Origin of the sequence: Bacteroides mediterraneensis, assembly GCF_900128455.1 — a bacterium.
In the GTDB taxonomy this organism is placed as follows: Bacteria; Bacteroidota; Bacteroidia; order Bacteroidales; family Bacteroidaceae; genus Phocaeicola; species Phocaeicola mediterraneensis.
Map to the genome: position 1 here is coordinate 3,766,131 of NZ_LT635783.1, position 21,835 is coordinate 3,787,965.

General features: G+C 45.7%; 19 protein-coding genes, 1 tRNA gene and 1 rRNA gene. 4 read left to right on the plus strand and 17 right to left on the minus strand.

The annotated features are described in order from the left end of the window. Window positions 1-74: 74 nt before the first annotated feature. From BQ7480_RS16095 to BQ7480_RS16160, 13 genes are all read right to left on the minus strand, one after another. On the minus strand, window positions 75-794 hold the full coding sequence (locus BQ7480_RS16095) for a hypothetical protein (protein ID WP_072543636.1): 720 nt from the start codon (window positions 792-794) through the stop codon (window positions 75-77). A 6-nt stretch (window positions 795-800) separates the two neighbouring features. Then, window positions 801-1,730 carry a relaxase/mobilization nuclease domain-containing protein gene (locus BQ7480_RS16100; protein WP_072543637.1) on the minus strand — a complete coding sequence of 310 codons (930 nt, stop codon included), beginning with the start codon at window positions 1,728-1,730 and terminating at the stop codon, window positions 801-803. Then, window positions 1,696-2,079, minus strand: coding sequence for a MobC family plasmid mobilization relaxosome protein (locus tag BQ7480_RS16105; RefSeq protein WP_072543638.1), 384 nt, complete (start codon window positions 2,077-2,079; stop codon window positions 1,696-1,698). Before BQ7480_RS16105 ends, BQ7480_RS16100 begins: the two co-directional genes overlap by 35 nt. Window positions 2,080-2,237: 158 nt before the next feature. After that, a complete protein-coding gene (locus BQ7480_RS16110; protein ID WP_072544091.1) occupies window positions 2,238-3,167 on the minus strand; it encodes a toprim domain-containing protein in 930 nt (309 codons plus the stop codon). Window positions 3,168-3,333: 166 nt separating this feature from the next. Continuing rightward, window positions 3,334-4,407: an AAA family ATPase gene (locus BQ7480_RS16115; protein ID WP_072543639.1), complete on the minus strand. Its 1,074-nt coding sequence runs from the start codon at window positions 4,405-4,407 to the stop codon at window positions 3,334-3,336. Between the two features lie 5 nt (window positions 4,408-4,412). Next, entirely contained in the window at window positions 4,413-4,700 is a 288-nt protein-coding gene (locus BQ7480_RS16120) for a helix-turn-helix domain-containing protein (RefSeq protein ID WP_072543640.1), read from the minus strand. A 233-nt stretch (window positions 4,701-4,933) separates the two neighbouring features. Further along, window positions 4,934-5,842, minus strand: a complete 909-nt coding sequence (locus tag BQ7480_RS16130; protein ID WP_072543642.1) for a hypothetical protein — start codon at window positions 5,840-5,842, stop codon at window positions 4,934-4,936. Window positions 5,843-6,082: 240 nt separating this feature from the next. Then, window positions 6,083-6,166: transfer RNA gene (locus tag BQ7480_RS16135), tRNA-Leu, on the minus strand. 134 nt (window positions 6,167-6,300) lie between these two features. Next, window positions 6,301-7,614 carry a ribosome biogenesis GTPase Der gene (gene der, locus BQ7480_RS16140; protein ID WP_022354680.1) on the minus strand — a complete coding sequence of 438 codons (1,314 nt, stop codon included), beginning with the start codon at window positions 7,612-7,614 and terminating at the stop codon, window positions 6,301-6,303. A 32-nt stretch (window positions 7,615-7,646) separates the two neighbouring features. Beyond that, complete coding sequence (gene era, locus BQ7480_RS16145) at window positions 7,647-8,528, minus strand: GTPase Era (protein WP_022354681.1); 882 nt, start codon at window positions 8,526-8,528, stop codon at window positions 7,647-7,649. Window positions 8,529-8,603: 75 nt separating this feature from the next. After that, the gene (locus tag BQ7480_RS16150) at window positions 8,604-9,605 is read right to left on the minus strand and encodes a beta-ketoacyl-ACP synthase III (RefSeq protein WP_072544092.1); all 1,002 of its coding nucleotides are present in this window, start codon (window positions 9,603-9,605) and stop codon (window positions 8,604-8,606) included. A 108-nt stretch (window positions 9,606-9,713) separates the two neighbouring features. Beyond that, window positions 9,714-9,899, minus strand: coding sequence for a 50S ribosomal protein L32 (gene rpmF / locus BQ7480_RS16155; RefSeq protein ID WP_007565939.1), 186 nt, complete (start codon window positions 9,897-9,899; stop codon window positions 9,714-9,716). A gap of 16 nt (window positions 9,900-9,915) precedes the next feature. Next, a complete protein-coding gene (locus BQ7480_RS16160) occupies window positions 9,916-10,452 on the minus strand; it encodes a YceD family protein (protein WP_072544093.1) in 537 nt (178 codons plus the stop codon). Between the two features lie 381 nt (window positions 10,453-10,833). Here BQ7480_RS16160 and nagA (BQ7480_RS16165) point away from each other — a divergent pair, with 381 nt between their 5' ends. Together nagA (BQ7480_RS16165) and nagA (BQ7480_RS16170) are read left to right on the plus strand one after the other, a co-directional pair. Continuing rightward, the gene (gene nagA / locus BQ7480_RS16165) at window positions 10,834-12,000 is read left to right on the plus strand and encodes an N-acetylglucosamine-6-phosphate deacetylase (protein WP_072543643.1); all 1,167 of its coding nucleotides are present in this window, start codon (window positions 10,834-10,836) and stop codon (window positions 11,998-12,000) included. A 21-nt stretch (window positions 12,001-12,021) separates the two neighbouring features. Next, entirely contained in the window at window positions 12,022-13,191 is a 1,170-nt protein-coding gene (nagA, locus tag BQ7480_RS16170) for an N-acetylglucosamine-6-phosphate deacetylase (RefSeq protein WP_072543644.1), read from the plus strand. Between the two features lie 374 nt (window positions 13,192-13,565). Here the strand turns inward: nagA (BQ7480_RS16170) and rrf are convergent. After that, window positions 13,566-13,676 (minus strand): 5S ribosomal RNA (gene rrf, locus BQ7480_RS16175). Window positions 13,677-14,208: 532 nt separating this feature from the next. Here rrf and BQ7480_RS17840 point away from each other — a divergent pair. Beyond that, on the plus strand, window positions 14,209-14,532 hold the full coding sequence (locus tag BQ7480_RS17840) for a hypothetical protein (RefSeq protein WP_139255802.1): 324 nt from the start codon (window positions 14,209-14,211) through the stop codon (window positions 14,530-14,532). A gap of 951 nt (window positions 14,533-15,483) precedes the next feature. Here the strand turns inward: BQ7480_RS17840 and eno are convergent. Both eno and rbr read right to left on the minus strand, forming a co-directional pair. Next, window positions 15,484-16,764: a phosphopyruvate hydratase gene (eno, locus tag BQ7480_RS16190; RefSeq protein WP_022353034.1), complete on the minus strand. Its 1,281-nt coding sequence runs from the start codon at window positions 16,762-16,764 to the stop codon at window positions 15,484-15,486. Window positions 16,765-16,913: 149 nt separating this feature from the next. After that, entirely contained in the window at window positions 16,914-17,492 is a 579-nt protein-coding gene (rbr, locus tag BQ7480_RS16195; protein WP_072543647.1) for a rubrerythrin, read from the minus strand. Window positions 17,493-17,852: 360 nt separating this feature from the next. Between rbr and BQ7480_RS16200 the strand changes: the two genes are divergently transcribed. Then, complete coding sequence (locus tag BQ7480_RS16200) at window positions 17,853-19,547, plus strand: SulP family inorganic anion transporter (protein WP_072543648.1); 1,695 nt, start codon at window positions 17,853-17,855, stop codon at window positions 19,545-19,547. Between the two features lie 223 nt (window positions 19,548-19,770). On the opposite strand, the gene BQ7480_RS16205 is transcribed toward BQ7480_RS16200, so the two are convergent. After that, a complete protein-coding gene (locus tag BQ7480_RS16205) occupies window positions 19,771-21,738 on the minus strand; it encodes a helix-hairpin-helix domain-containing protein (protein WP_083581855.1) in 1,968 nt (655 codons plus the stop codon). Window positions 21,739-21,835 lie beyond the last annotated feature (97 nt).

Here is a 21,835-nt window from a genome sequence, read left to right on the forward strand (position 1 = left end):
AATCTATAAGAAAAAAGGATGAAAAGTCGGAATATGAATTGAATCTTCTTACTCCGACTTTTCTCTTTTTATTTTTATGGATTAGCAATCTTGTCAGCTTCCCTTTTCAATTGCTTTGCCTGTTCATTGAGCAACCTTGCCCGTTCCAAGGCTTCCGCCTGCTTGCGGCAACGTTCTTCAAAGTTTAACACCGAATCCGTCAGGCTGCGGATGAAACGCCCGTCCCGCTGCCACTTGAATTTTTTCTCCAGCCATTCAAGGGTGGTGCCGTCTGCCTGCCCCTGCATTAGCAGGAAGCGGTATTTCATGTCGTTGTCCTGCAACTGTCCCATCCGTTCTGCCAGACGGACATTCAGGTACAGGGAAGCGGCGCAGACAATCAGACCTGCCGAAAAGAGGAACAGTCTTGGACGTACCCACGAAGCGACCCTGTTGTAAATCCGCCGGTAAAACGGTAAAGGAGCGGCTTCCTCCCTCTCCGTCCTGTAAGCGTTCAGGGTCTTGACCATTACATTGAAGCAACGGTAGGTTTCCAACGCTATTCTCTTGGTGTCCTCAATGTGCTTCTGCTGACCTTGCATCTCGTCCCTTATGTTGTCAAGTCGGCTTTGGACTGCCTGTAACTCTTTTTCGGGAATCGCCGGGTTCCTGCGTAACTCCGACAATGTCCGTTCGATGACATCCAGCCTTTCGAGCGTTTCTTCCCGACTGGCTGGCGTTACCTGCGCTTCCTGCTTCTCCTTCAGTTCCGTGACCATGGAGAGAAGCCCCTCTAAAATCAAATTTTCTTCCATATCCGTTTACAGTTTAAGTTGTCTTTTCTTTTTCTTCTTCTTTTTTCTCAGATTCCAGTCAATTTCTTCGTCCGATGGAGCAGACGGCGAAACATCAAACAGGCTGAACAAGCCGCCCATTGAAGGGCTGTCGTTCCTTTGCGGTGTTTGCTCAGGCTCCAAAATAGGTGCGGAAAATATCTGCTGCCGACTATTTTCTGTGGTATCCATTCCTGCGTTCCCGAAATGCTTATCCAGCTTGGAGAAGCTGAAGCTGCGGTCTATCTCCGAACCCTTGAACGTGTATCCGCCTTTGGAAAAGGAAATGCCCTGTATCTCGCCCGTCTGCCCTTTGCATTTGAACCGGATGGTGATTCCCTTTTCCGCCAGCCGCTCCTGCAACTGCTTCCAGTTCCGGGATTTGCCGATTTCATTTTTCACAGCCGTGTAAATCTCGTACTTCGACTTGTCCGGCTCCTTCAACCTATGCTGCTTCACCCGCTCTTTCCCCTTGGCGAAATAAAGCCCGTGTTTGGCTTTCAGCTTCTTGCACACCTGCTCGTTACGGTACATGTCGTTCCGGTCAGAAATGGTCTTGCCGTCGTTGCCTACGCGGTTGAACACGATATGCACGTGCGGATGTTCCCTGTCCTGGTGGCGCACGATGATGTACTGCGTGTCGGTGATTTTCATCTCACGCATGTATTCCTGCGCCAGTTGCACCATCTTCTCGTCCGTCAGCCGGGGCGCGTCCGCTGCCGAATAGCTCAGCGCGATATGCCCGACGGGTTTGCCCAAGCGCGGGTTCATGGAGGCTTGCGCGAGGAAGCTGCGGACGATGTCCTGCCTGCTTTCCGCCAGCACCCCGTCCGCATGGAGCAGCACCGCCTGCTGCTTGCCCAGCACATAGTCCACACAGCCCTTAAACCCGCTTCCTTTCCTTATTTTTCCAATCATCCGACAAATGGCTTATGATTTCTACTATCTTGTTCTTGAGCTTCACCAGTTCAACCGCCACCAGCGCGAAGCCCCCGGTATTTGCCCGGTGCGCCAGTTGGTTGATGTTGTTGGCTTCGCCCGCCAGCTTGCGGAGGGTGTCCGCGTCCTGCCTGTTCAGCCGGGGCGTCACCTGCGCCGCCACGACCGCCTGCCGCACGTATTCGCTGACACGCATCCCGGCTTCGCCCGCCCGTTTCCTGACAGCGTAATACTGCAATTCGGTCAGCTTCGTGCTGACCACCCTTCTCTGCTTGTCTATCCGGCTCTTTGCCGGACGACCGCCCGGTTTGTTCCTTGTATCTGTCATACACTCTTGTCTTTAGAAGTTGTCTTGAAAATTGCGACCGACGGGAGCGGTTTCCCCTTTGCCGGGGCAAAGCAAGGCAGTTTCGGTCTACCGAAACATAACCTTGCTTCCCCAGAAAACCGATGCACCGCCGGAAGCCTCGCCTCACTCCGCAGGGCTTAGATTCCCCTGCCTTTCTTCCGCTCCCGCGCCGGATTCTGTCCGTTTTTCTGCTCCTGCTTCCTGCCGCACAAGTAGTCGTTCAAGTCGGAATATCCCCGGTAGTTGTGCGAGAAATCACGCACCCGCCAAGTATATTCCGCAGCGATGGCTTGCGTTGCCCGGAAGCCTGCCGCATCGTTGTCGAGCAGGCAGTGGATGCGCTCATACAGCCCCAATGCGTCAATGGCTTTCGGCACGTTGGCGGTGGAGTTGAGTATGATGTAGTCCTGCCTGTCAAGGTTGGGCATGACGGGGCAGTTCTTCACCCGGAGCGTGAGGAACGAGAGGTAGTCCATGAACCCCTCGAACACCAGGCATTTTTCCCTCTGTTCCCCTTGTTGCCGGATGTGGGTGATGTCCTTCGGCGCGATGCAGCCCTTGAAGAAGGAGTTGCGCACCTCATAACCACCCGCCACATTCGGGAAACCGATGGCGAAGTAGGGCTTGCCGTTGTGGGTGAAGCGCAGTTCCCTGCATTCTCTTTTCGCCAGTTCGGTGTCGATGCCTCGCCCCTGCAAGTAACGGAGCAATGCCGGATGGGTGAGGTCGCGGACTTCCAACTGCCGGAAGCTCGGCTCTGACCTTTGCTGCCGAAAAGAGAAACTGACCGGGCGGACGAGCGGAGCCTGTTCCCCCATCCGTTCCAAGAGGTACGGCACATGGTCGGAGCCGTAGAGTTCCCCTGCCAGCGCAATGATGTTGCCGCCCTTGCCCAGCCCGAAATCATACCATTTATTAAGGTCGGTATTGACCTTGAAGGACGCTTCGGTTTCCTCCCGTAGCGGTGACTTGTACCAAAGGTTTGCCCCCTGCCGCTTGACGGGGGAACAGCCTAAGCTGTGCAGATAGTCTGCAATGGATATTTTCTTTGCTTCTTCGATGTTCATACCATAGTCTTTTAGAGTGTCCGTTGAAGGAATCATTGAAAAGTGGCAGTCCCGTTTAGTCCGTCATATATATGCCCGTACCATACCAAACCTGCCTGCTGCCGATACCGGGAAACAAGCAGTCCGTTCCGCTTATATATATGCCCGGACTAAACCGGACCTGCGCTTAATAGTGGAAGTCGGGATTATAGCGGTAGCCCTTGCCCTCCTTCACAATCATGCGCTTTTTTACAAGGAATTGGTTCAGCGACACGAGGACATTGCGCCCGCGCTCATAGCCGATGCTCGCGTAACCCTGCTTCAATGCCGCTATGACATTGGCATAGCCCTGCACGGTGCGTTTGCCGAAAGCGTTCTCCAACGCCGTGCGGTGCTGCTGCTCGGTCAGTTCCGTTAGCGGGAAAGTTTTGTCCGGCTTGGACTGCTGGAACACATAGCCCTCCACGACTTCGGGCAGTGCGCTGTCGTTGATGCGGAAGGCAAACGGCTCGAAGTCACGGTCGCGGATGTGCATCGCCTTCACTTCGCTGATGTTGCTGTCCTGTGCGCTCTTGGTGACTTGCAGGACGGTTTCCGCCTTGTTGTTCAGTTCCGTGCCGATATGTCCTCTCACATTATCATCCCCTTTGTTCAGGTGCAGCACGGTATGGATGTGCAGGTTGTACCCGCTTGACCAGCGCATGAGCAGGTTTATCAGGTCGGTCGATTCGCCCGGGCTGTTGATGTCGTACATCAGGTCGCGGATGCCGTCAATGATGAGCAGCCCCACGTCGGGCATGTTCTCCAGCATGTAGCCGATAATCCGCTTCCGCATGTCGGGTGTCTGTTCCCGGAGCACGATGAATACAAAATCGTCCCGGTCTTGGTCGGTAGGCAGTCCGGCAAGCCGCAGGATGCGTTCCATCACCTTGTGGCAGTGGTATTTGCTCTGCTCGGTGTCCACGTAGAGTATCTTCCGTTTGTTCGGCGGCAGGCACGCCGAGTAGTGCAGCACCTCGTCGTTGGTCAGTGCCGCCGCTACGATGGCGGAAATGTTGAACGTCTTCTTGCTCTTGGCTTTGCCTGTGGACGCGCTGAAATTGCCCAGCGTCCCAATGGTGGAGCCATTCACCCAAAGGATTTCGGGCGGCACGTCGTAGGTGTCCGTCACTTTCAGGTGGATGCTCTTCCAAAGGGCTGCGAAGTCCTCCTTCTTCATGGCGGAGGGCTGCATGGCTTCTGTCTTTCTTGTACCTTCCATAACCGTTATTTCTTTAATGGACGGTTAAGGACATACTTCTGCGCTTCCTGTTCTATCTGCCCCTTGGTCTTTACCGGGTTTTGGCGTAGCCATGCCTCCAGTTCGGACTTCTCGAAATAGAGCATCTTCCCCTGCGGCTTGTAGTGGGGAATCAGGTTGCCCGAAGTCAGCTTGTAGAGATAGCTTTTCGACAGGCAGAGGAATGCGCTCGCTTCGTCGAAGCTAAGCACATTCTTGGTCATAAACAACATTCTTTCGAGTTCTTCCACTCGCATTTCCAAAGTCTTTTCCATATTGTCTTTAACTTTTCGGTGATACAATATGAAGGTGCGCACCCTCGTTTCTTTTTTGATGGGGCAAAAATCGGCATCTTCCAAAACTTCAACACACAAGTTACGGGTAACTCACGTGAAATATTTTCTGTTTTGACCTATGCAGACGTACCGCATCGTTTTGTTAACGGGGGCAAAGTTAAGGGCTTGGAAATGAAGACTAATTGAGCTTTGTTTGACCGCTCAGACTATGCTCAACCTTTTTGCAGTTGCTTGATGTACTTGTCTATGATTTCGTATCCTTTCGGGTAGATGCACTTCACGTTGTCTGTCGCGCTCGACAAGTCGCTGCGTGTGAGGTGCTTGTCCTTTATCTTGGCAAGTACCAGCCTGTTGTTGGCAATGACGGACTGCCATTCGTAAGCGATGTAGTTGTAGCAGCTAAGCTGCATCATCAGATAAGCCAGCAGGCGGTTGTTGTTGGACTTCAAGACCCCGTTCAGCTTGCAGGCGAAGAAGTCTGAAAGGATTTTCTGTGTGACAGTTGTCGTGAATATATGCGCTTCGTTGGCGCATTCGACCAGCAGCTTGATTTGTTTCGGGGTGAGGACGGATTTGAAAGGATTGGATTTCCCCACTATTTTAATCGGCTCGGATTGTGCCTGTGCTTCTTCCTTAGGCTGTCCTTCCTGTTCGGTCGAAGGTACGGATGTTGCGGCATACTTGTTTTCTAACTGTTGGAGGTACTCCAAATATTGGGTTTGCACGACAAAGCGCACAAGGGAGGAAAAGAACGGAAGCTGTTCATCGTAACATGTAGGTGATTGCAGGTATTCATCTATATTGAAAGAGGAGCATTGAAAGGATATGTACTTTTTCCGCCCTTCAAAGGGGAGGTTTTCAAAGAATCCGCTTTCCCACAGGAAATCGGGCATCTGAATGTCGGAGCGGATATTGTGCAAAGCCCGGTTCTGTTGACATAGGGACACAATGCTTTCCGTAGCATTGAAAATCTCCTGACGGATGTGGTCTCTCATTTGTTCTTCCGTCAGGTATTCGCGTTTTAGGGCAAGCGCACTGGTTTTCATCCCATATTCATGCGCAACACATCGGTCAAGTATCTGTTGTATCTTTCTGAAATTGGCTTCTCTTATATCTTCCATACTCATTTGTGCATTAAAATCGGTTCAGGTCGCAAAGATAAGGCTTGAATACCGTTTTCAGCGCAAACAAAAGCAGGAGAAAGGAAGAAATATGCAGCATATTCGTTAAGAAAACATAAATAAGGAGTGCCAAAACCACGAAAGTACACGTTTCCTTTCTTTTCGTCAGGAAGTACGCTTTTAGTACGCCCTGGGAAAACAAATAAGGCTGATAATCAGTCGATTATCAGCCTTTCTATGTACCCAGACCCGGGGTCGAACCGGGATGGATGTTACTCCACTGGTGTTTGAGACCAGCGCGTCTACCGATTCCGCCATCTGGGCATTTGTTTTTGTTTGCGTGTGCAAAGGTAAACACATTTTTCCGAACCCACAAGCAAAAAGACATTTTTTTATTAAAAAATCCCCGGTTATCCATTCTTTCGAACTGATAACCGGGGATTTCAATCTGTTTTCATTTATTTCTGACGGATAAAAATGTTAATCGGGGTTCCCGACAATTTCCATCGTTCACGAATCTTGTTTTCCAGGAAACGGCGATAAGGTTCTTTCACATACTGAGGCAGATTGGCAAAGAACACGAACGACGGTACCTGCGTATTCGGCAGCTGGGTAATATATTTGATTTTGATATATTTCCCCTTATTTGAAGGAGGCGGATAGGCCTCAATCAAAGGCAACAGTTCTTCATTCAGGCGGGCTGTCGGAATACGGGTCGTACGTGCCTGATAAACTTCCTTCGCAGCCTCCAGCACCTTCAGAATACGTTGCTTGGTCAATGCAGAAGTAAAGATAATCGGGAAGTCCGTAAAAGGAGCCAAGCGGTTGCGGATAGCATCTTCATATCCTTTCATCACCTTAGCTGTCTTTTCTTCTATCAGGTCCCATTTGTTTACTACCACTACCAGTCCCTTCTGGTTGCGTTGTACCAGTGAGAAGATATTCAAATCCTGCCCTTCAATACCGCGGGTCGCATCCAGCATCAGAATACATACATCCGAATTTTCAATGGAACGGATGGAGCGAATCACCGAATAATATTCCAAGTCTTCACTCACCTTGTTTTTCTTACGGATACCCGCTGTATCTACCAGGTAAAAGTCGAATCCAAACTTATTATAACGAGTATAAATAGAATCGCGTGTAGTTCCGGCGATTTCGGTGACAATATTCCGGTCTTCTCCGATAAATGCATTGATGATAGATGATTTTCCGGCATTCGGACGTCCTACCACCGCAAAACGCGGAATATCTTCATCCAGAATTTCCGGCGTATCTTTCTTGAACTTGCTCAACACCAAGTCCAGCAAATCGCCTGTACCACTTCCACTCAATGCCGAAACGCAATAGGGATCTCCCAAGCCTAACGAATAAAACTCGGCCGCATTGTATTGCAAGTCATTATTATCCGTTTTGTTGGCCACCAGCAGCACCGGTGTCTTCGAACGGCGCAAGATTTCTGCCACTTCCATATCCAAGTCGGTGACGCCGTTCATCACGTCCACCACAAACAGAATGACATCTGCTTCCTCAATGGCCAGCATCACCTGCTTACGGATTTCTTCCTCGAACACATCATCCGAGTTCACTACCCATCCACCGGTATCTACCACTGAGAATTCTTTTCCCAGCCATTCCGACTTTCCATACTGTCGGTCGCGGGTTGTACCGGCCTGTTCATTCACAATCGCCTGACGCGTCTTGGTCAAACGGTTAAACAGTGTCGACTTTCCCACATTGGGACGTCCTACAATCGCAACTAAATTTCCCATAATTATCTTTATTTACGGCTTCGCAGCCGATATTAATCCAATTGATAACCAAAATTCTTCAATTCCTTATCCGAGCTTCTCCAGTCTTTGTCCACCTTTACAAAAGTTTCCAGGTAAATGGATTTCTGGAAGAAATGCTCCAGTGTCTTACGGGCTTCGGTAGCCACTTTCTTCAGGGCTTTTCCCTGACGCCCGATAATGATGCCTTTCTGCGACTCACGTTCCACATAAATCACGGCATTGATATGAATACTCTTTGCATCTTCCTTGAACTGTTCCACGACCACTTCCACTGAATAAGGAATCTCCTTGTCGTAATACAACAGGATTTTCTCACGAATAATTTCTGTCACAAAAAAACGTGCAGGCTTATCCGTCCACTGGTCCTTTCCAAAATAAGGAGGAGAATCGGGCAGCAGTTCCTTGATGCGTTTCATCACCACATCGACATTAAATTTCGCCATGGCCGAAATCGGGATAATCTCTGCCTGAGGCAACATTTCATGCCACTCATCCACTAATTTCACCAGATTTTCCTGATTGGTCAAGTCAATCTTATTGATCAGCAACAAAACAGGTACTTTCAAGGCACGTACCTTTTCCATGAACTCCGCATTCTTATCCGGTTTCTCAATCGTATCGGTGACATACAACAACACGTCCGCATCCACCAGCGCCGATTCCGAGAAATTAAGCATGGACTCCTGAAGCTTGTAATTAGGCTTCAACACTCCCGGAGTGTCAGAGAAGACAATCTGCATATCGTCCGTATTGAGGATTCCCATAATACGGTGACGCGTTGTCTGAGCTTTGAAAGTCGCGATGGAGATACGTTCCCCCACCAGCAAGTTCATCAATGTAGACTTTCCGACATTCGGATTGCCCACAATATTCACAAATCCGGCTTTGTGCATAAGTAAATATTCGTTCACAGACAAAAAAACGCATCGATTGGGATGCGTTTTTTATCTGTAGTGTTAATTCTTTCTTTATTTATTTCCATCATAACCCCACTTCACGTAGCTGGCACCCCAGGTAAATCCTGCGCCAAACGCAGTGAAGATGATATTGTCACCCTTCTTTAATTGCTTTTCATAATCCCACAAGCAGAGTGGCAACGTTCCGGCGCTGGTATTACCATAACGCTGGATGTTAATCATCACCTTGTCCAATGGAACTTCCAGACGAGAAGCTACCGCATCAATGATGCGCAGATTTGCCTGATGAGGAACAATCCAATCGATGTTGTCCTTGTTCAGGCCATTTCTTTCCGCAATCTGAGCTGTTACGTCAGACATGTTAGATACGGCATATTTGAACACCGTTCTACCTTCTTGATACAAATAATGCATCTTGTTGTCAATGGTGAAGTAAGAAGGAGGACACACCGAACCACCCGCTTTCATGTGCAGGAACGGAAGTCCCTTGCCATCCGTACGCAGGATAGAGTCCATGATACCATAGTCTTCCGTAGTGGCTTCCACCATACAAGCCGCAGCCCCATCCCCAAAAATTGGGCAAGTAGCACGGTCTGAATAGTTCACCATAGAAGACATCTTGTCTGCGCCTACAATAATAATTTTCTTGTGACGGCCTGACTGAATCATGCTGGCAGCTGTTTCCATCGCATACAAAAAACCGCTGCAGGCAGCCTGCAAGTCGAATGCATACGCATTCTTCAACCCTAATTTGTCACAAAGAATAGAAGCAGTAGAAGGGAAATGATAGTCAGGAGTTGTCGTAGCTACAATTACACAGTCAATAGAAGCCGGATCCGAATCCGTTTTCTGCATCAACTGTTTAGCGGCCTTACGAGCCAAATATGAAGTTCCCAAACCCTCTTCGTTCAGGATACGTCGTTCTTTCACCCCGATACGAGTCATAATCCACTCATCGTTGGTGTCAACCATTCTTGACAATTCTTCGTTTGTCAGGACATAATCAGGTACATACCCACCGACTCCGGTAATTACTGCATTTATTTTTTCCATCATTTCTTAATTTCGTGGCCTATAAAAAAACAGCCGGGGAGCCGAAATGGCTCTCCGGCTTTAATTTCCCTAGAACATGCAAAAGATGTTCAACAAAGCGTCAAGTTATTAAAGAGCAGCTTCTTTTTCGATAGCCAACTTACCTCTGTAATAACCACAAGCCCCACATACTGTGTGATAAACATGCCATGCGCCGCAGTTCGGGCAAATAGCCAACGTAGGAGCAACTGCCTTGTCATGAGTTCTTCTCTTCGCAGTTCTCGTTTTTGATTGTCTTCTTTTAGGATGTGCCATTTTTCTAAACTTTTATTTAATTATTATCTAATATTTTCTTCAATTCGTTCCATCTCGGATCTATCTCATGTGCTTCGGACAATTCATCTTCCAGTTCCTCGTCATCCAATCCAAAATCATCCGTTTCTTCCTCATCGGCCGAAGTACGTAAATGTTTGTTCAGTGCCCCCATCATGCTTTTATTGCATTTACCTGGAGCATGCACATGTTTCATCGGTAAACTCAATGCGATAAACTCGTACATAAACCAAGCCACATTAATGTAGCCGTCTTCTTCAGGCACAATTACCATATCCTCTTCGTCCGAAAAAGTTTCTCCCAATTTTACCTTTAAAGTATCATCGGTCACTACCGGCAATTCCATATCGTCCAGACAACGGTCACACGGCACGATTACAGAACCCTCGATATGAAAAGTGAGGACATAAACACCCATTGTCTTTCTTACGTTCAACTGCACCTGCAGTTTTCCTTTTTGAATTTCCGGGGCGTCGATATCCGTAAAGAACTGATTTGTCAAAAGGAACTCATAATCAGCTGAGCTTTCCGTCATGTTCTTTAATTCTATCTTATATGTACCAAGTTTTCCCAAGTCGCAATACCATATAAATCGGGCGACAAAGATACAAATAATAATTCATTTTATCTAGTCTTTCCGCTTTTTATTTATTAAAAATGCTTGTTTAACATACGCTATACATACCGAACCCTATTCCTCATTTTATTAAAAAAGACATCCCCCAAACCACATGCTTACGTTTTTAATCTCCACAACCCCAATAATTTGTTTCATTTTATTACATAAATACAAAAAGGATAGACTTTTAATTTAATTAACCCTTAAATCATAAATAAATATATTATTGATAAAACATTTAATTAGCAAATTAATTAAATTTGCAGCACATATAAAAGAAATCAAACCTTATTCAATATGTTAACTCAAATAATTAATGCCCGTATTTTAACTCCACAAGGCTGGTTGAAAGACGGTTCCGTACTCATCAGAGACAATAAAATCCTGGAAGTAACCAACTGCGACTTGGCCATCGTAGGTGCCACACTGATAGATGCCAAAGGAATGTACATTGTTCCGGGAGGAGTTGAAATCCATGTACACGGAGGAGGCGGCCGCGACTTTATGGAAGGCAGTGAAGACGCTTTCCGCACAGCAGTCAAAGCACACATGCAACATGGGACGACCAGCATCTTCCCCACCCTTTCCTCTTCTACCATCCCCATGATTCGCGCTGCTGCAGCCACTACGGAAAAATTAATGAGTGAGCCCGACAGCCCGGTTCTCGGACTTCATCTGGAAGGACATTATTTTAATATGAAAATGGCAGGCGGACAGATGCCGGAAAACATCAAGAATCCCGATCCGGAAGAATACATTCCACTGTTGGAAGAAACCCACTGCATCAAACGTTGGGATGCAGCACCTGAACTCCCCGGAGCCATGCAATTTGGTAAATACATCACTTCAAAAGGTGTTTTGGCGGCAGTAGGACATACACAAGCTGAGTTTGAAGACATCTATACCGGATTCTATGCCGGCTATACACACGCCACCCATTTCTACAACGCCATGCCAGGCTTCCACAAACGCCGGGAATACAAATACGAAGGTACCGTAGAAAGTATCTACCTGATGGATGACATGACCGTAGAAGTAGTTGCCGACGGTATCCATGTGCCTCCCACAATCCTCCGCCTGGTACACAAGATTAAAGGAGTAGAAAAGACCGCCTTGATTACCGATGCGCTGGCCTGTGCCGCAAGCGACAGCAAAGAAGCTTTCGACCCCCGTGTCATCATTGAAGACGGTGTATGCAAACTGGCCGACCGCTCCGCACTGGCTGGCAGTATCGCCACCATGGACCGCCTGATTCGTACCATGGTCCAGAAAGCTGAAATCCCATTGGAAGATGCCGTAAGAATGGCTTCGGAGACTCCGGCCCGCATTATGGGAGTCCTCGACCGCAAAGGAACCTTGGAAAAAGGAAAGGATGCCGACATCATGGCACTCGACCGTGACCTCAATGTACGTGCCGTATGGGCCATGGGTAAACTGGTAGAAGGTACCAACACTCTTTTTTAACCACTAAAACATTCGACAATTATGCTGACACAAATCATAAATGGTCATATTCTCACTCCACAAGGATGGATGAAAGACGGCTCCGTACTCATCAGTGACGGAAAGATTCTAGAAGTAACCAACAGTGACTTGGCTGTCATCGGGGCCACAGTCATCGATGCCAAAGGAATGTACATCGTACCGGGCTTCGTAAGCATGCATGCCCACGGAGGTGGTGGACACGATTTCACAGAAGGAACTGCCGAAGCATTCCGGGAAGCCACACAGGCACACCTTAAACATGGAGCGACTTCTATCTTCCCGACGCTTTCTTCCACCAGCTTCGAAAACATCCGACAAGCAGTGAATACGTGTGAAGAATTAATGAAAGAAGCAGGGAGTACCATTCAAGGATTGCACATTGAAGGTCCCTACCTGAACAAGAAAATGGCGGGTTCGCAATGGGAAGAGTTCTTGAAAGATCCCGATCCGGATGAATATATTCCTCTGCTGGAAAGCACACAATGCGTCAAGCGTTGGGATATCAGTCCTGAACTTCCGGGAGCACATGATTTCGCTCGGTATACGACCTCAAAAGGTATTCTGACTGCCATTACGCATACCGAAGCCGAATACCCAGAAATTAAGGCCGCTTTCGAAGCCGGATTTACGCATGCTGCACATTTCTACAATGCCATGCCGGGCTTCCACAAACGTCGGGAATACAAATACGAAGGTACCGTGGAAAGTGTGTACCTGACCGACGGCATGAGTGTAGAAGTGATAGCCGATGGCATTCACCTACCAGCCACCATTCTGAAACTGGTGTACAAATTGAAAGGCGTAGAGCAGACCTGCTTAGTAACTGATGCCCTGAAATATGCCGCATATACAGGAAATCCTATCAACGACCCAAGATACATCATTGAAAACGGGGTATGTAAACTGGCCGACCATTCTTCTTTGGCCGGAAGCTTGGCTACCATGGATACACTGATTCAAACCATGGTGAAAAAAGCAGCCATACCTTTAGCTGATGCCGTACGAATGGCTTCTGAAACTCCAGCCAACCTGATTGGTATTGGTGCACATAAAGGTACACTTCAGAAAGGTAAAGATGCGGATATCGTAATCTTAGACAAAGACATCAACGTCAGATGTGTGTTCTCTGGTGGAAAAGTCGTAGAAGATACAAATACAATGATTCACTAACCTAACCTAATTATATTATAGAAATCAATCGTAAAAAACTCTGGGCTGTGAAGTCCGGAGTTTTTTTATCTCTGAACTAAAAAATCTTTTTCAGGAACTTCAATCCGTCAGCAACAATTCATGCCTGAGCGGCATACCGATAGCATCTGACTTATTCCAGTACACAGAAAGCGGACGCACTCAACAATCCCCCGAGGCAAATGGCTCTCTATTTTCCAAAGATACGAAAACCACTCACTGGGACAAACAGAAATACAGATTTTCTGATTCGACACTCCCCAAAGCAGATGCCAATTTATTTAAAAGTATTATTCCCCGTTCCCTTACGGGCACAAAAAAAGCCCCGAGATATTGCTATCTCGAGGCTCTCTGTAAAACGGCGACTACCTACTCTCCCACTTGTACGCAGTACCATCGGCGTGGCGAAGCTTAACTTCTCTGTTCGGAATGGGAAGAGGTGGAACCTTCGCGCCATAGTTTCTTGTTTCATCCCATATATACATTATATATAAGACTACTTCTTGTACTACATCTTCGTTTGTTTATCTAAAGTCTTTCAAAGAACTATCTTTCTTTCGTGCTCCCGTTTCAGCGGGAAAGCGTTTGCAAAGGTAAGGCGTTTTTTCTTTCCCTCCAAATTTTTCCGAAAGTTTTTTTCGAAAAAGTTTCTCGGGATGACCTCGCGGGGCTTATCCGTTTCTCGCTCCCTTGCCGTCTTGCAAGGTAAGATACTCGGGTGCAGCGCCTTTGAAAGTCTGCCTCTCTTTACCAGTCTGTCATTCTCAGCGGCTCTCCCTCTCGAAAGCGGTTGCAAAGGTACGCACTTTTTCCGCTTCCGCAACTTTTACGCAATACTTTTTTTCAAATATTTTTGAAGATTTTTATAAATAGCTGAAACAGAATGTGTTGCAGGACATGTTTTTCCGACGCCTCCGGAAACGGATGGGAACATAGCTACATTATATATTTCGCGCGGGCGCGAGCGAGCGCACATACATGTACACGAAAAAGAAGAACATGTACGCGCAGAACTTGCAGCTGCACACACGAAGAAACCGGCTGAACAACCGTCATGCAACGGGAAAAACCGGTGGAGACACAGAAAAATCTATCCATACTTGGGCTGTATTTTTTCAAAGGGCGGAGAAAAAACTGAAAAGAATTCGTTTCTGCCCCCCCCAAAAAATCCATGGTCTTCCGGATCTGCTTCCCGGAAACAGTCATTTTTATGCCAGCAGGAGAACAGAAACTTCCCAGGAACTGCCAATTTTATGTCATCCAAAGGACATAAATTTCCCGGATATGACCATTTTCATGCCAATCGGAAGACGAAAAAAATAAATCTGACAACCTTTTTCTTCGCCCCGCTGGGAAATCCCGACCGGAATTCCTTTCCAGAAAGGCAGAAAATCCGAAAAAAATTTCCTGAAAAACTGGAAACGGAGCTACAGCTCCAGAACCGGTTTTTTCCATGTGGCAAGGCAAATGGCACTACGGAAATCTCCCACCGCAAGGACATTTTTGCACAGGAAGACCCGCATTTTTTATGTTTCCTTACCAGGTAATACTGACGGAAGTTTTTATTCCGCCAAAAAAATCAGAAAAGACTTCCGATAAAACAGAAAACAAAGACAGTAAAGCCTGTCCCAAAATTGTGATTTTTCCATGCAGCACAACCTGAATCACCTCGACAATTTAAAACTACAGGCACATTCTTTCCCAAGACTCATGATAGTTTTTATGTTTTTCTACCGGGAAACATACGTTTTCCCCGTCGGAAACCTACGTTTCACGGCAGGAAAACGTACGGCTCCCCTACCGTAAACATGGAAAACATAAAGGCAGCGAAAGGTTATCCTACCGACATTACTAGAATACAGCACGCATAAAGGGAAAACAAACGGACCGCTTACAAGGTACAAGGAAAGAACGGAAAGGCCGCTCATGGGAAAAACTGAAGAAACGGCTTACAAAAAACATTCAGGAAAACAGACAGATAAAGACTGTTCAAGCATCAGAAAAAAGGAAACCTCACATAAGGACATAAAAAAAGGAGTTCCGCTGAACTCCAACCTTTGTTAACCTTAAATCTAATACTATGAAAAACACAGTGCAAAAGTAAACATTCCGGTTGAAACCACAAAAGAAACAGCTGAAAAGTTATGTTTTACAACACACATTAACCATCTGACTTACTCCGATTAAATCCCTTAACAAAAGTATTAAACAAAAAGAATACAGAACCGCCTGCGGCAGTCCTGTATTTTTTTCATGGCTAAATGAATCTTTAAATTACTTGATACGCTTATAACCGTACACAGCCAAATCACCCAATTCCTCTTCAATACGCAGTAATTGATTATATTTTGCCATACGGTCGGAACGACTCAATGAGCCAGTTTTAATCTGGCCACTGTTCGTAGCCACCGCTATATCCGCAATAGTCGCATCTTCTGTTTCTCCCGAACGATGAGACGTCACCGTGGTGTATCCATGACGGTGAGCCATTTCAATGGCATCCAGTGTTTCACTCAGCGACCCAATCTGATTTACCTTAATTAAAATAGAATTGGCACATCCCATTGCAATTCCCTTCGAAAGGAATTCCACATTTGTCACAAACAAATCGTCTCCTACCAACTGGCAACGGCTTCCAATCCGCTCCGTCAGTTTTTTCCATCCTTCCCAATCATTTTCACTCATTCCATCTTCAATGGAGTCGATTGGATATTTATTGATTAATTCTTCCAAATAAGCAATCTGTTCGTCCGAAGTACGTTTTTTTCCGTTTTCACCTTCAAAAACAGTGTAATCATACACTCCATCCTTATAAAACTCGGAAGAAGCACAGTCCATTCCAATCATCACATCCTTTCCTGGCACATATCCAGCTTGCCGGATGGCTGCCAAAATAGACTCCAATGCATCTTCCGTACCTTTCAATGCTGGAGCAAATCCACCTTCATCTCCCACCGCCGTACTCAATCCGCGATCGTGCAACACTTTTTTCAGGGCATGAAACACTTCCGCTCCCATGCGCAAGCCTTCCCGGAAAGAAGGTGCCCCTACCGGACGAATCATAAATTCCTGGAAAGCGATGGGAGCATCGCTGTGTGAACCTCCGTTGATGATATTCATCATCGGAACCGGCATCACAAACGTATTGACTCCTCCGATATACCGGTACAAAGGTATCTGCAAATAAGCAGCAGCAGCTTTAGCCACTGCCAGAGACACACCCAGAATGGCATTGGCTCCCAGTTTAGATTTGGTTGACGTGCCGTCCAGCTCCAGCATTTTCTTATCAATACTCCGCTGATCCAATACAGACCAACCTATCAATGCCGGAGCAATTACTTTGTTTACATTCTCGACAGCCTTCAAGACTCCCTTTCCTCCGTAACGATGTGCATCCTTATCGCGCAATTCCAATGCTTCATGTTCACCCGTAGAAGCTCCCGACGGTACAGAAGCACGTCCTATCACACCAGACTCCAGTTTCACTTCTACCTCTACAGTAGGATTTCCTCGTGAATCGAGTATTTCACGACCTATAATCGACTTTATTTTCATATTTATTGCATTTAAAATTTGATATACAAAAATGAGAACTTCCTACGCACGACGCAATACCTTGAAATAGGTATTTTACCTTACAAAAAAAGGACTGCCGCTGAAAAAACAGCCACAGCCCTTCTTTGTTGTCATGCAATCAAAATGGATTAGTAATTATTTTTCTTCACTTCAAAATAAGCCTGTGGATGCAAGCAAGCCGGACATACCTCGGGAGCTTCCTTTCCTACATAAATATAACCGCAGTTACGGCACTGCCATACCACTTCCACGTCTTTCTTGAATACGGTTTCATCTTCAATATTCTTCACGAAAGCCAGGTATCTTTCTTCGTGTCCCTTTTCGGCTACAGCAATTTCACGATACATCTTTGCGATGGCCGGAAAACCTTCTTCGTCGGCAATGTCGGCAAATTTCGGATAATCCAGACTCCACTCTTCATTCTCGCCTGCAGCTGCAGCCTTCAAATTTTCCAATGTAGAACCGATTACTCCGGCAGGATAGCTGGCTGTAATTTCCACCATTCCACCTTCCAACCACTTAAACATTCTCTTGGCGTGTTCCTTTTCCTGTTCAGCAGTTTCCAAGAAAATAGCTGAAATCTGTTCGAAACCTTCTTTCTTAGCTGCACTCGCAAAATAAGTATAGCGCATTCTGGCTTGTGATTCACCTGCAAAAGAGATTGCCAAATTTTTCTCGGTTCTTGTTCCTTTAATGCTTTTTCCCATATCTATTAGTTATTAAGTTGATGAATAAATTACGTTTTTAGGTTTACGCCACAAATATAGTAGTTTTATTCAAATTTGTAATAATTACAATTTTATTTTTCTATTTTATTAACGTTTCATCTTATATATAACAAGGTATTTATCTATAAAACAAAACACAATGAAAAATGGTTTTCCCGGTTGACCATAAATAACGCCTGCGGAACAAAGTTTCATCTACATGACATTTTTTGAGTCAAACCAGACGCCTTTCACCCTCCACCCTATCTTTTTCAAAGATAATTAAAATAAAGGTCGCTCAAATATAAGAAAATATATACTTTTGTGCTTCTTTTTAAATTAGTAACATTTTTAAGATAGATGAAAGGATTAGAATTCAGACCCAAACTTTTCACCATGATGAAAACCTATACCAAGGCCGACCTGATGACCGACCTGATGGCAGGTGTCATCGTGGGAATTGTTGCTCTGCCATTAGCCATTGCTTTTGGTATTGCTTCCGGAGTAAGTCCGGAAAAAGGAATCATCACAGCCATTGTGGCCGGTTTTATCATCTCGTTTCTGGGAGGAAGCAAGGTACAGATTGGCGGACCGACCGGTGCTTTTATTGTCATCATTTATGGCATTATCCAACAGTACGGAATCGAAGGACTGATGGTAGCCACCATGATGGCCGGTATTCTCCTTATATTATTAGGAGTATTTAAACTGGGGACCATTATCAAATTTATTCCCTATCCCATCATTATCGGCTTTACCAGCGGTATTGCCGTCACGATTTTCACCACCCAGATTGCCGATATTTTCGGACTGGATTTCCAAGGTGAGAAAGTACCGGGAGATTTCATTGGAAAATGGATTCTTTATTTCCATCACTTCGATACGGTTAATTGGTGGAATGTCATAGTGAGTGTGGTCAGCGTGTTCATCATTGCCGTCACTCCCAAATTCTCTAAAAAGATTCCGGGGTCATTGGTAGCTATCATTCTGGTAACCGTAGGAGTCTACTACCTGAAAATATATGGAGGAATCACCTGCATCGACACCATCGGCGACCGTTTCAGCATCAAGTCACAACTTCCAGAAGCAGCCGTTCCGGCACTCGATTGGGAAGCCATCAAAAACCTGTTTCCTGTAGCCATCACCATTGCTGTACTGGGAGCTATCGAATCGCTGCTTTCGGCTGCAGTGGCCGACGGTGTCATCGGCGACCGTCATGATTCCAATACGGAACTCATCGCCCAAGGTATCGCCAACTTTGTATCCCCTATCTTCGGAGGTATTCCTGCCACTGGAGCCATTGCCCGCACGATGACCAATATCAATAACGGAGGCAAGTCGCCCGTTGCCGGTATCGTGCATGCCGTAGTGTTGCTGCTCATCCTCCTTTTCCTGATGCCCCTGGCACAATATATTCCGATGGCCTGCCTGGCCGGCGTACTGGTCATTGTTTCTTATAACATGAGTGGATGGAGGGTGTTCAAAGGACTGTTGAAAAACCCAAAGTCGGATGTAGTAGTACTGCTCATTACCTTCTTCCTGACGGTTATCTTCGATTTGACAGTAGCCATTGAAGTCGGTCTGGTCATTGCCTGTATACTATTCATGAAGCGTGTCATGGAAACAACCAAGATTTCTGTCATTACAGACGAAATAGACCCCAACAACGAATCTGACCTGGAAGTACACGAAGAACATCTGGTCATCCCGCAAGGCGTGGAAGTATATGAAATCAATGGTCCGTATTTCTTCGGTATCGCCACCAAGTTCGAAGAAATCATGTCCCGGTTGGGCGACCGTCCGAAAATCCGCATCATCCGTATGCGAAAAGTTCCTTTCATTGATTCCACAGGTATCCATAACCTCACGACCCTATGTGAAATGTCACAAAAAGAAAACATTCACATCATCCTGTCGGGTGTCAATGAGAAAGTACATCAAGTGCTGGAAAAATCCGGCTTTTATGAACTGCTTGGAAAAGAAAATATCTGTAGCAACATCAATGAAGCATTGGAAGTAGCCACCAAGGAAATAGCTGAAATCAACGCAAAATAAAAAGTTAAAATAAAAACCCCCATTCTGTTAAAATCAAAATAGGATTTAACAGAATGGGAGTTTCCTTTAAATCATGTTATAAAGTCCATTATTTTAACCTCAGGACTTGTATTATTCCGAGAATTCCGTACCTTTGTACTGTGTTTTTCATAGTATTAGATTTAAGGTTAACAAAGGTTGGAGTACAGCGGTACTCCTTTTTTTATGTCCTTACTTTAGAAAATCACCACTTAAACCGCACCTGAAACTGTAAATCATATTTTTGGTTTCCCTGAATTTCTTCTGCTCCCGAACCAATCAAGTTCCGGTCTCTGTAATGTGTCCATCCCCATTTCATCTGAAAAAACACCCGTTTCTTCCAGTTATAATCCATTCCTACAGCCAACCGTTCTCCTTTTCCATACAAGGCCCTCATGGAAAACGCATACAACAATCCCTGTTCATACAGATACACTCGTGAAGCATAATCCTCTGTACGAAACCAAACCCCACTCAAAAAAGTCCGTACATTCCAACGAGGTATTTCCAATTTCAGACTACTCCCCAACGCCACTCCATTGGATACTTCTTTCCGGAACACGGATGAACGCACATATTCCACCACCGTTTTCCACTGCGTCCATTTCACCGGTGAATAAGTCAGCTGATAATGCAGACGCTGCCGGATATCAGGTAACACATACTTCTCTTCATCCGACTCTTTATAGTTTTTAGCCTTATTCTTATAACTGTATTTTATCCACATATCCAGTGAATTTAACGGTGAATAAGATAGTTGAAATACTACCTCCATCCCTGTAGTTTTCCGCTTGTCCACCAAATAACGATACCATGGAAAATAAAAGAAATCTCCGGAACACAATAGCTTGATATTCCGTAAAAAGCTTGTTTCCAGTCCAATAAAAATTCCGGTTTCATTTTGCAACTTGGAATTTTCACCAAAAGCATTGCCGTATAAACTCTGGTATTTTTTATCATAATACCTGTTAATAACTACCCATGAAGTATTCACAGTCGGTGAATAAGTCAGCTGGTTCAATGTAGCGACCTTACCCTGCTTATCAATGGCCGTTTCCCCGGAAAAAATAAACTTCCCCTTATACCATTTATAATTCACACCAACATTATAGAAATACTTTCCCCGAGGATAATAACGGTTATACAATCTTTCCGCCGGATTCAACACCTTGTTGAAAACATTATAAACAACCGTCAGTCCACCTTCAAAATACTTTCCATCATAACATAAATTACTACCTGCCAAGGTATTGAAAATTGTATTTTTCTTTTCCATATCTTTTTTCAGACGATGATACCCATCGGTTTTCAATGTAGTTATACACCCATTATCCACCGTAGCATCCTGATTGCGTAAAGACAAGAATCCGGTCCATACCCAGCGTTCATGCCACTTCCAGGAAACTCCTGCCCCTTGCAAATAGTTTGCCTCGTTCATGGAAGTATACCTACTCAATCCTTTTCCCACACGATTCAATGCCGAAAAGGAAGTATATTTTCCCATTCCGAACCCCATGTTCATTACCAGTCCGTAACCAAAACTGGCTTTATAGTGGCCTAATACTAACGTATGCAAATGTCCGAAATCCTTTAGTTGCACCGATGCACTGTAAAAATCAAACCCCTTCCGGTTATAACGATTGAAAAAAGGTTCACCCGCATCTTTTTCGGCCGCAAAACTGACAGCTATTTTATCCCTGTACTGCAATCTGTACCTCAAATTCACATAAAAAGGATCTCCGTAATACCGTTTCGAGGACAGCTTATCCTCTTGTCCGGAAGGAATGTCCGCATACCCCGCCTTCTTGTTCAACGGATAATCAGTCCTTATCCACATTTCCTGACGGCGATATTTCCAAAAATTTCTCCAAGAGAAACGTTCCCGGCGATTCGTCTCGCCTACATAAAGAAAATCTTCCAGAAACAAACGCGTCTGACGATCCATCCCTTCCACTCCCCACAATTCATTCAAACTGACCAGCGGTCCGTGTTTATACACATAATACAGCAGATTTTCAATTATCCGGTCGGACAAGAACGGTAACTGCTGTAACTCTTCCTTCGTCACGGCATTCACGTTAAAAGGATGTTCGGCCAGCTCGCTCAACTCCTCGTACCTCTCTTCCCAAGAAACCGCACTCTCCTCTTCTCCCATCTGTTCCTCCCATTCCATCCACGAAGATTGCCCATACAGATTTAAACCACTAAAAACGACTGATACACAGAGATAAACAAACCTTTTCCACATGTTATTCACAAGGTTATACACA

Bases quoted from the DNA above. Each gene is read 5' to 3' on its own strand.
- BQ7480_RS16130 (WP_072543642.1), bottom strand. From the start codon at position 5,842: ATGGAAGATATAAGAGAAGCCAATTTCAGAAAGATACAACAGATACTT.
- rpmF (WP_007565939.1), bottom strand. From the start codon at position 9,899: ATGGCACATCCTAAAAGAAGACAATCAAAAACGAGAACTGCGAAGAGA.
- BQ7480_RS16115 (WP_072543639.1), bottom strand. From the start codon at position 4,407: ATGGAAGGTACAAGAAAGACAGAAGCCATGCAGCCCTCCGCCATGAAG.
- BQ7480_RS16200 (WP_072543648.1), top strand. From the start codon at position 17,853: ATGAAAGGATTAGAATTCAGACCCAAACTTTTCACCATGATGAAAACC.
- der (WP_022354680.1), bottom strand. From the start codon at position 7,614: ATGGGAAATTTAGTTGCGATTGTAGGACGTCCCAATGTGGGAAAGTCG.
- BQ7480_RS16120 (WP_072543640.1), bottom strand. From the start codon at position 4,700: ATGGAAAAGACTTTGGAAATGCGAGTGGAAGAACTCGAAAGAATGTTG.
- BQ7480_RS16110 (WP_072544091.1), bottom strand. From the start codon at position 3,167: ATGAACATCGAAGAAGCAAAGAAAATATCCATTGCAGACTATCTGCAC.
- BQ7480_RS16100 (WP_072543637.1), bottom strand. From the start codon at position 1,730: ATGATTGGAAAAATAAGGAAAGGAAGCGGGTTTAAGGGCTGTGTGGAC.
- era (WP_022354681.1), bottom strand. From the start codon at position 8,528: ATGCACAAAGCCGGATTTGTGAATATTGTGGGCAATCCGAATGTCGGA.
- BQ7480_RS16160 (WP_072544093.1), bottom strand. From the start codon at position 10,452: ATGACGGAAAGCTCAGCTGATTATGAGTTCCTTTTGACAAATCAGTTC.
- BQ7480_RS16150 (WP_072544092.1), bottom strand. From the start codon at position 9,605: ATGGAAAAAATAAATGCAGTAATTACCGGAGTCGGTGGGTATGTACCT.
- eno (WP_022353034.1), bottom strand. From the start codon at position 16,764: ATGAAAATAAAGTCGATTATAGGTCGTGAAATACTCGATTCACGAGGA.
- nagA (WP_072543643.1), top strand. From the start codon at position 10,834: ATGTTAACTCAAATAATTAATGCCCGTATTTTAACTCCACAAGGCTGG.
- rbr (WP_072543647.1), bottom strand. From the start codon at position 17,492: ATGGGAAAAAGCATTAAAGGAACAAGAACCGAGAAAAATTTGGCAATC.
- BQ7480_RS16105 (WP_072543638.1), bottom strand. From the start codon at position 2,079: ATGACAGATACAAGGAACAAACCGGGCGGTCGTCCGGCAAAGAGCCGG.
- nagA (WP_072543644.1), top strand. From the start codon at position 12,022: ATGCTGACACAAATCATAAATGGTCATATTCTCACTCCACAAGGATGG.
- BQ7480_RS16205 (WP_083581855.1), bottom strand. From the start codon at position 21,738: ATGGAATGGGAGGAACAGATGGGAGAAGAGGAGAGTGCGGTTTCTTGG.
- BQ7480_RS17840 (WP_139255802.1), top strand. From the start codon at position 14,209: ATGTACGCGCAGAACTTGCAGCTGCACACACGAAGAAACCGGCTGAAC.
- BQ7480_RS16095 (WP_072543636.1), bottom strand. From the start codon at position 794: ATGGAAGAAAATTTGATTTTAGAGGGGCTTCTCTCCATGGTCACGGAA.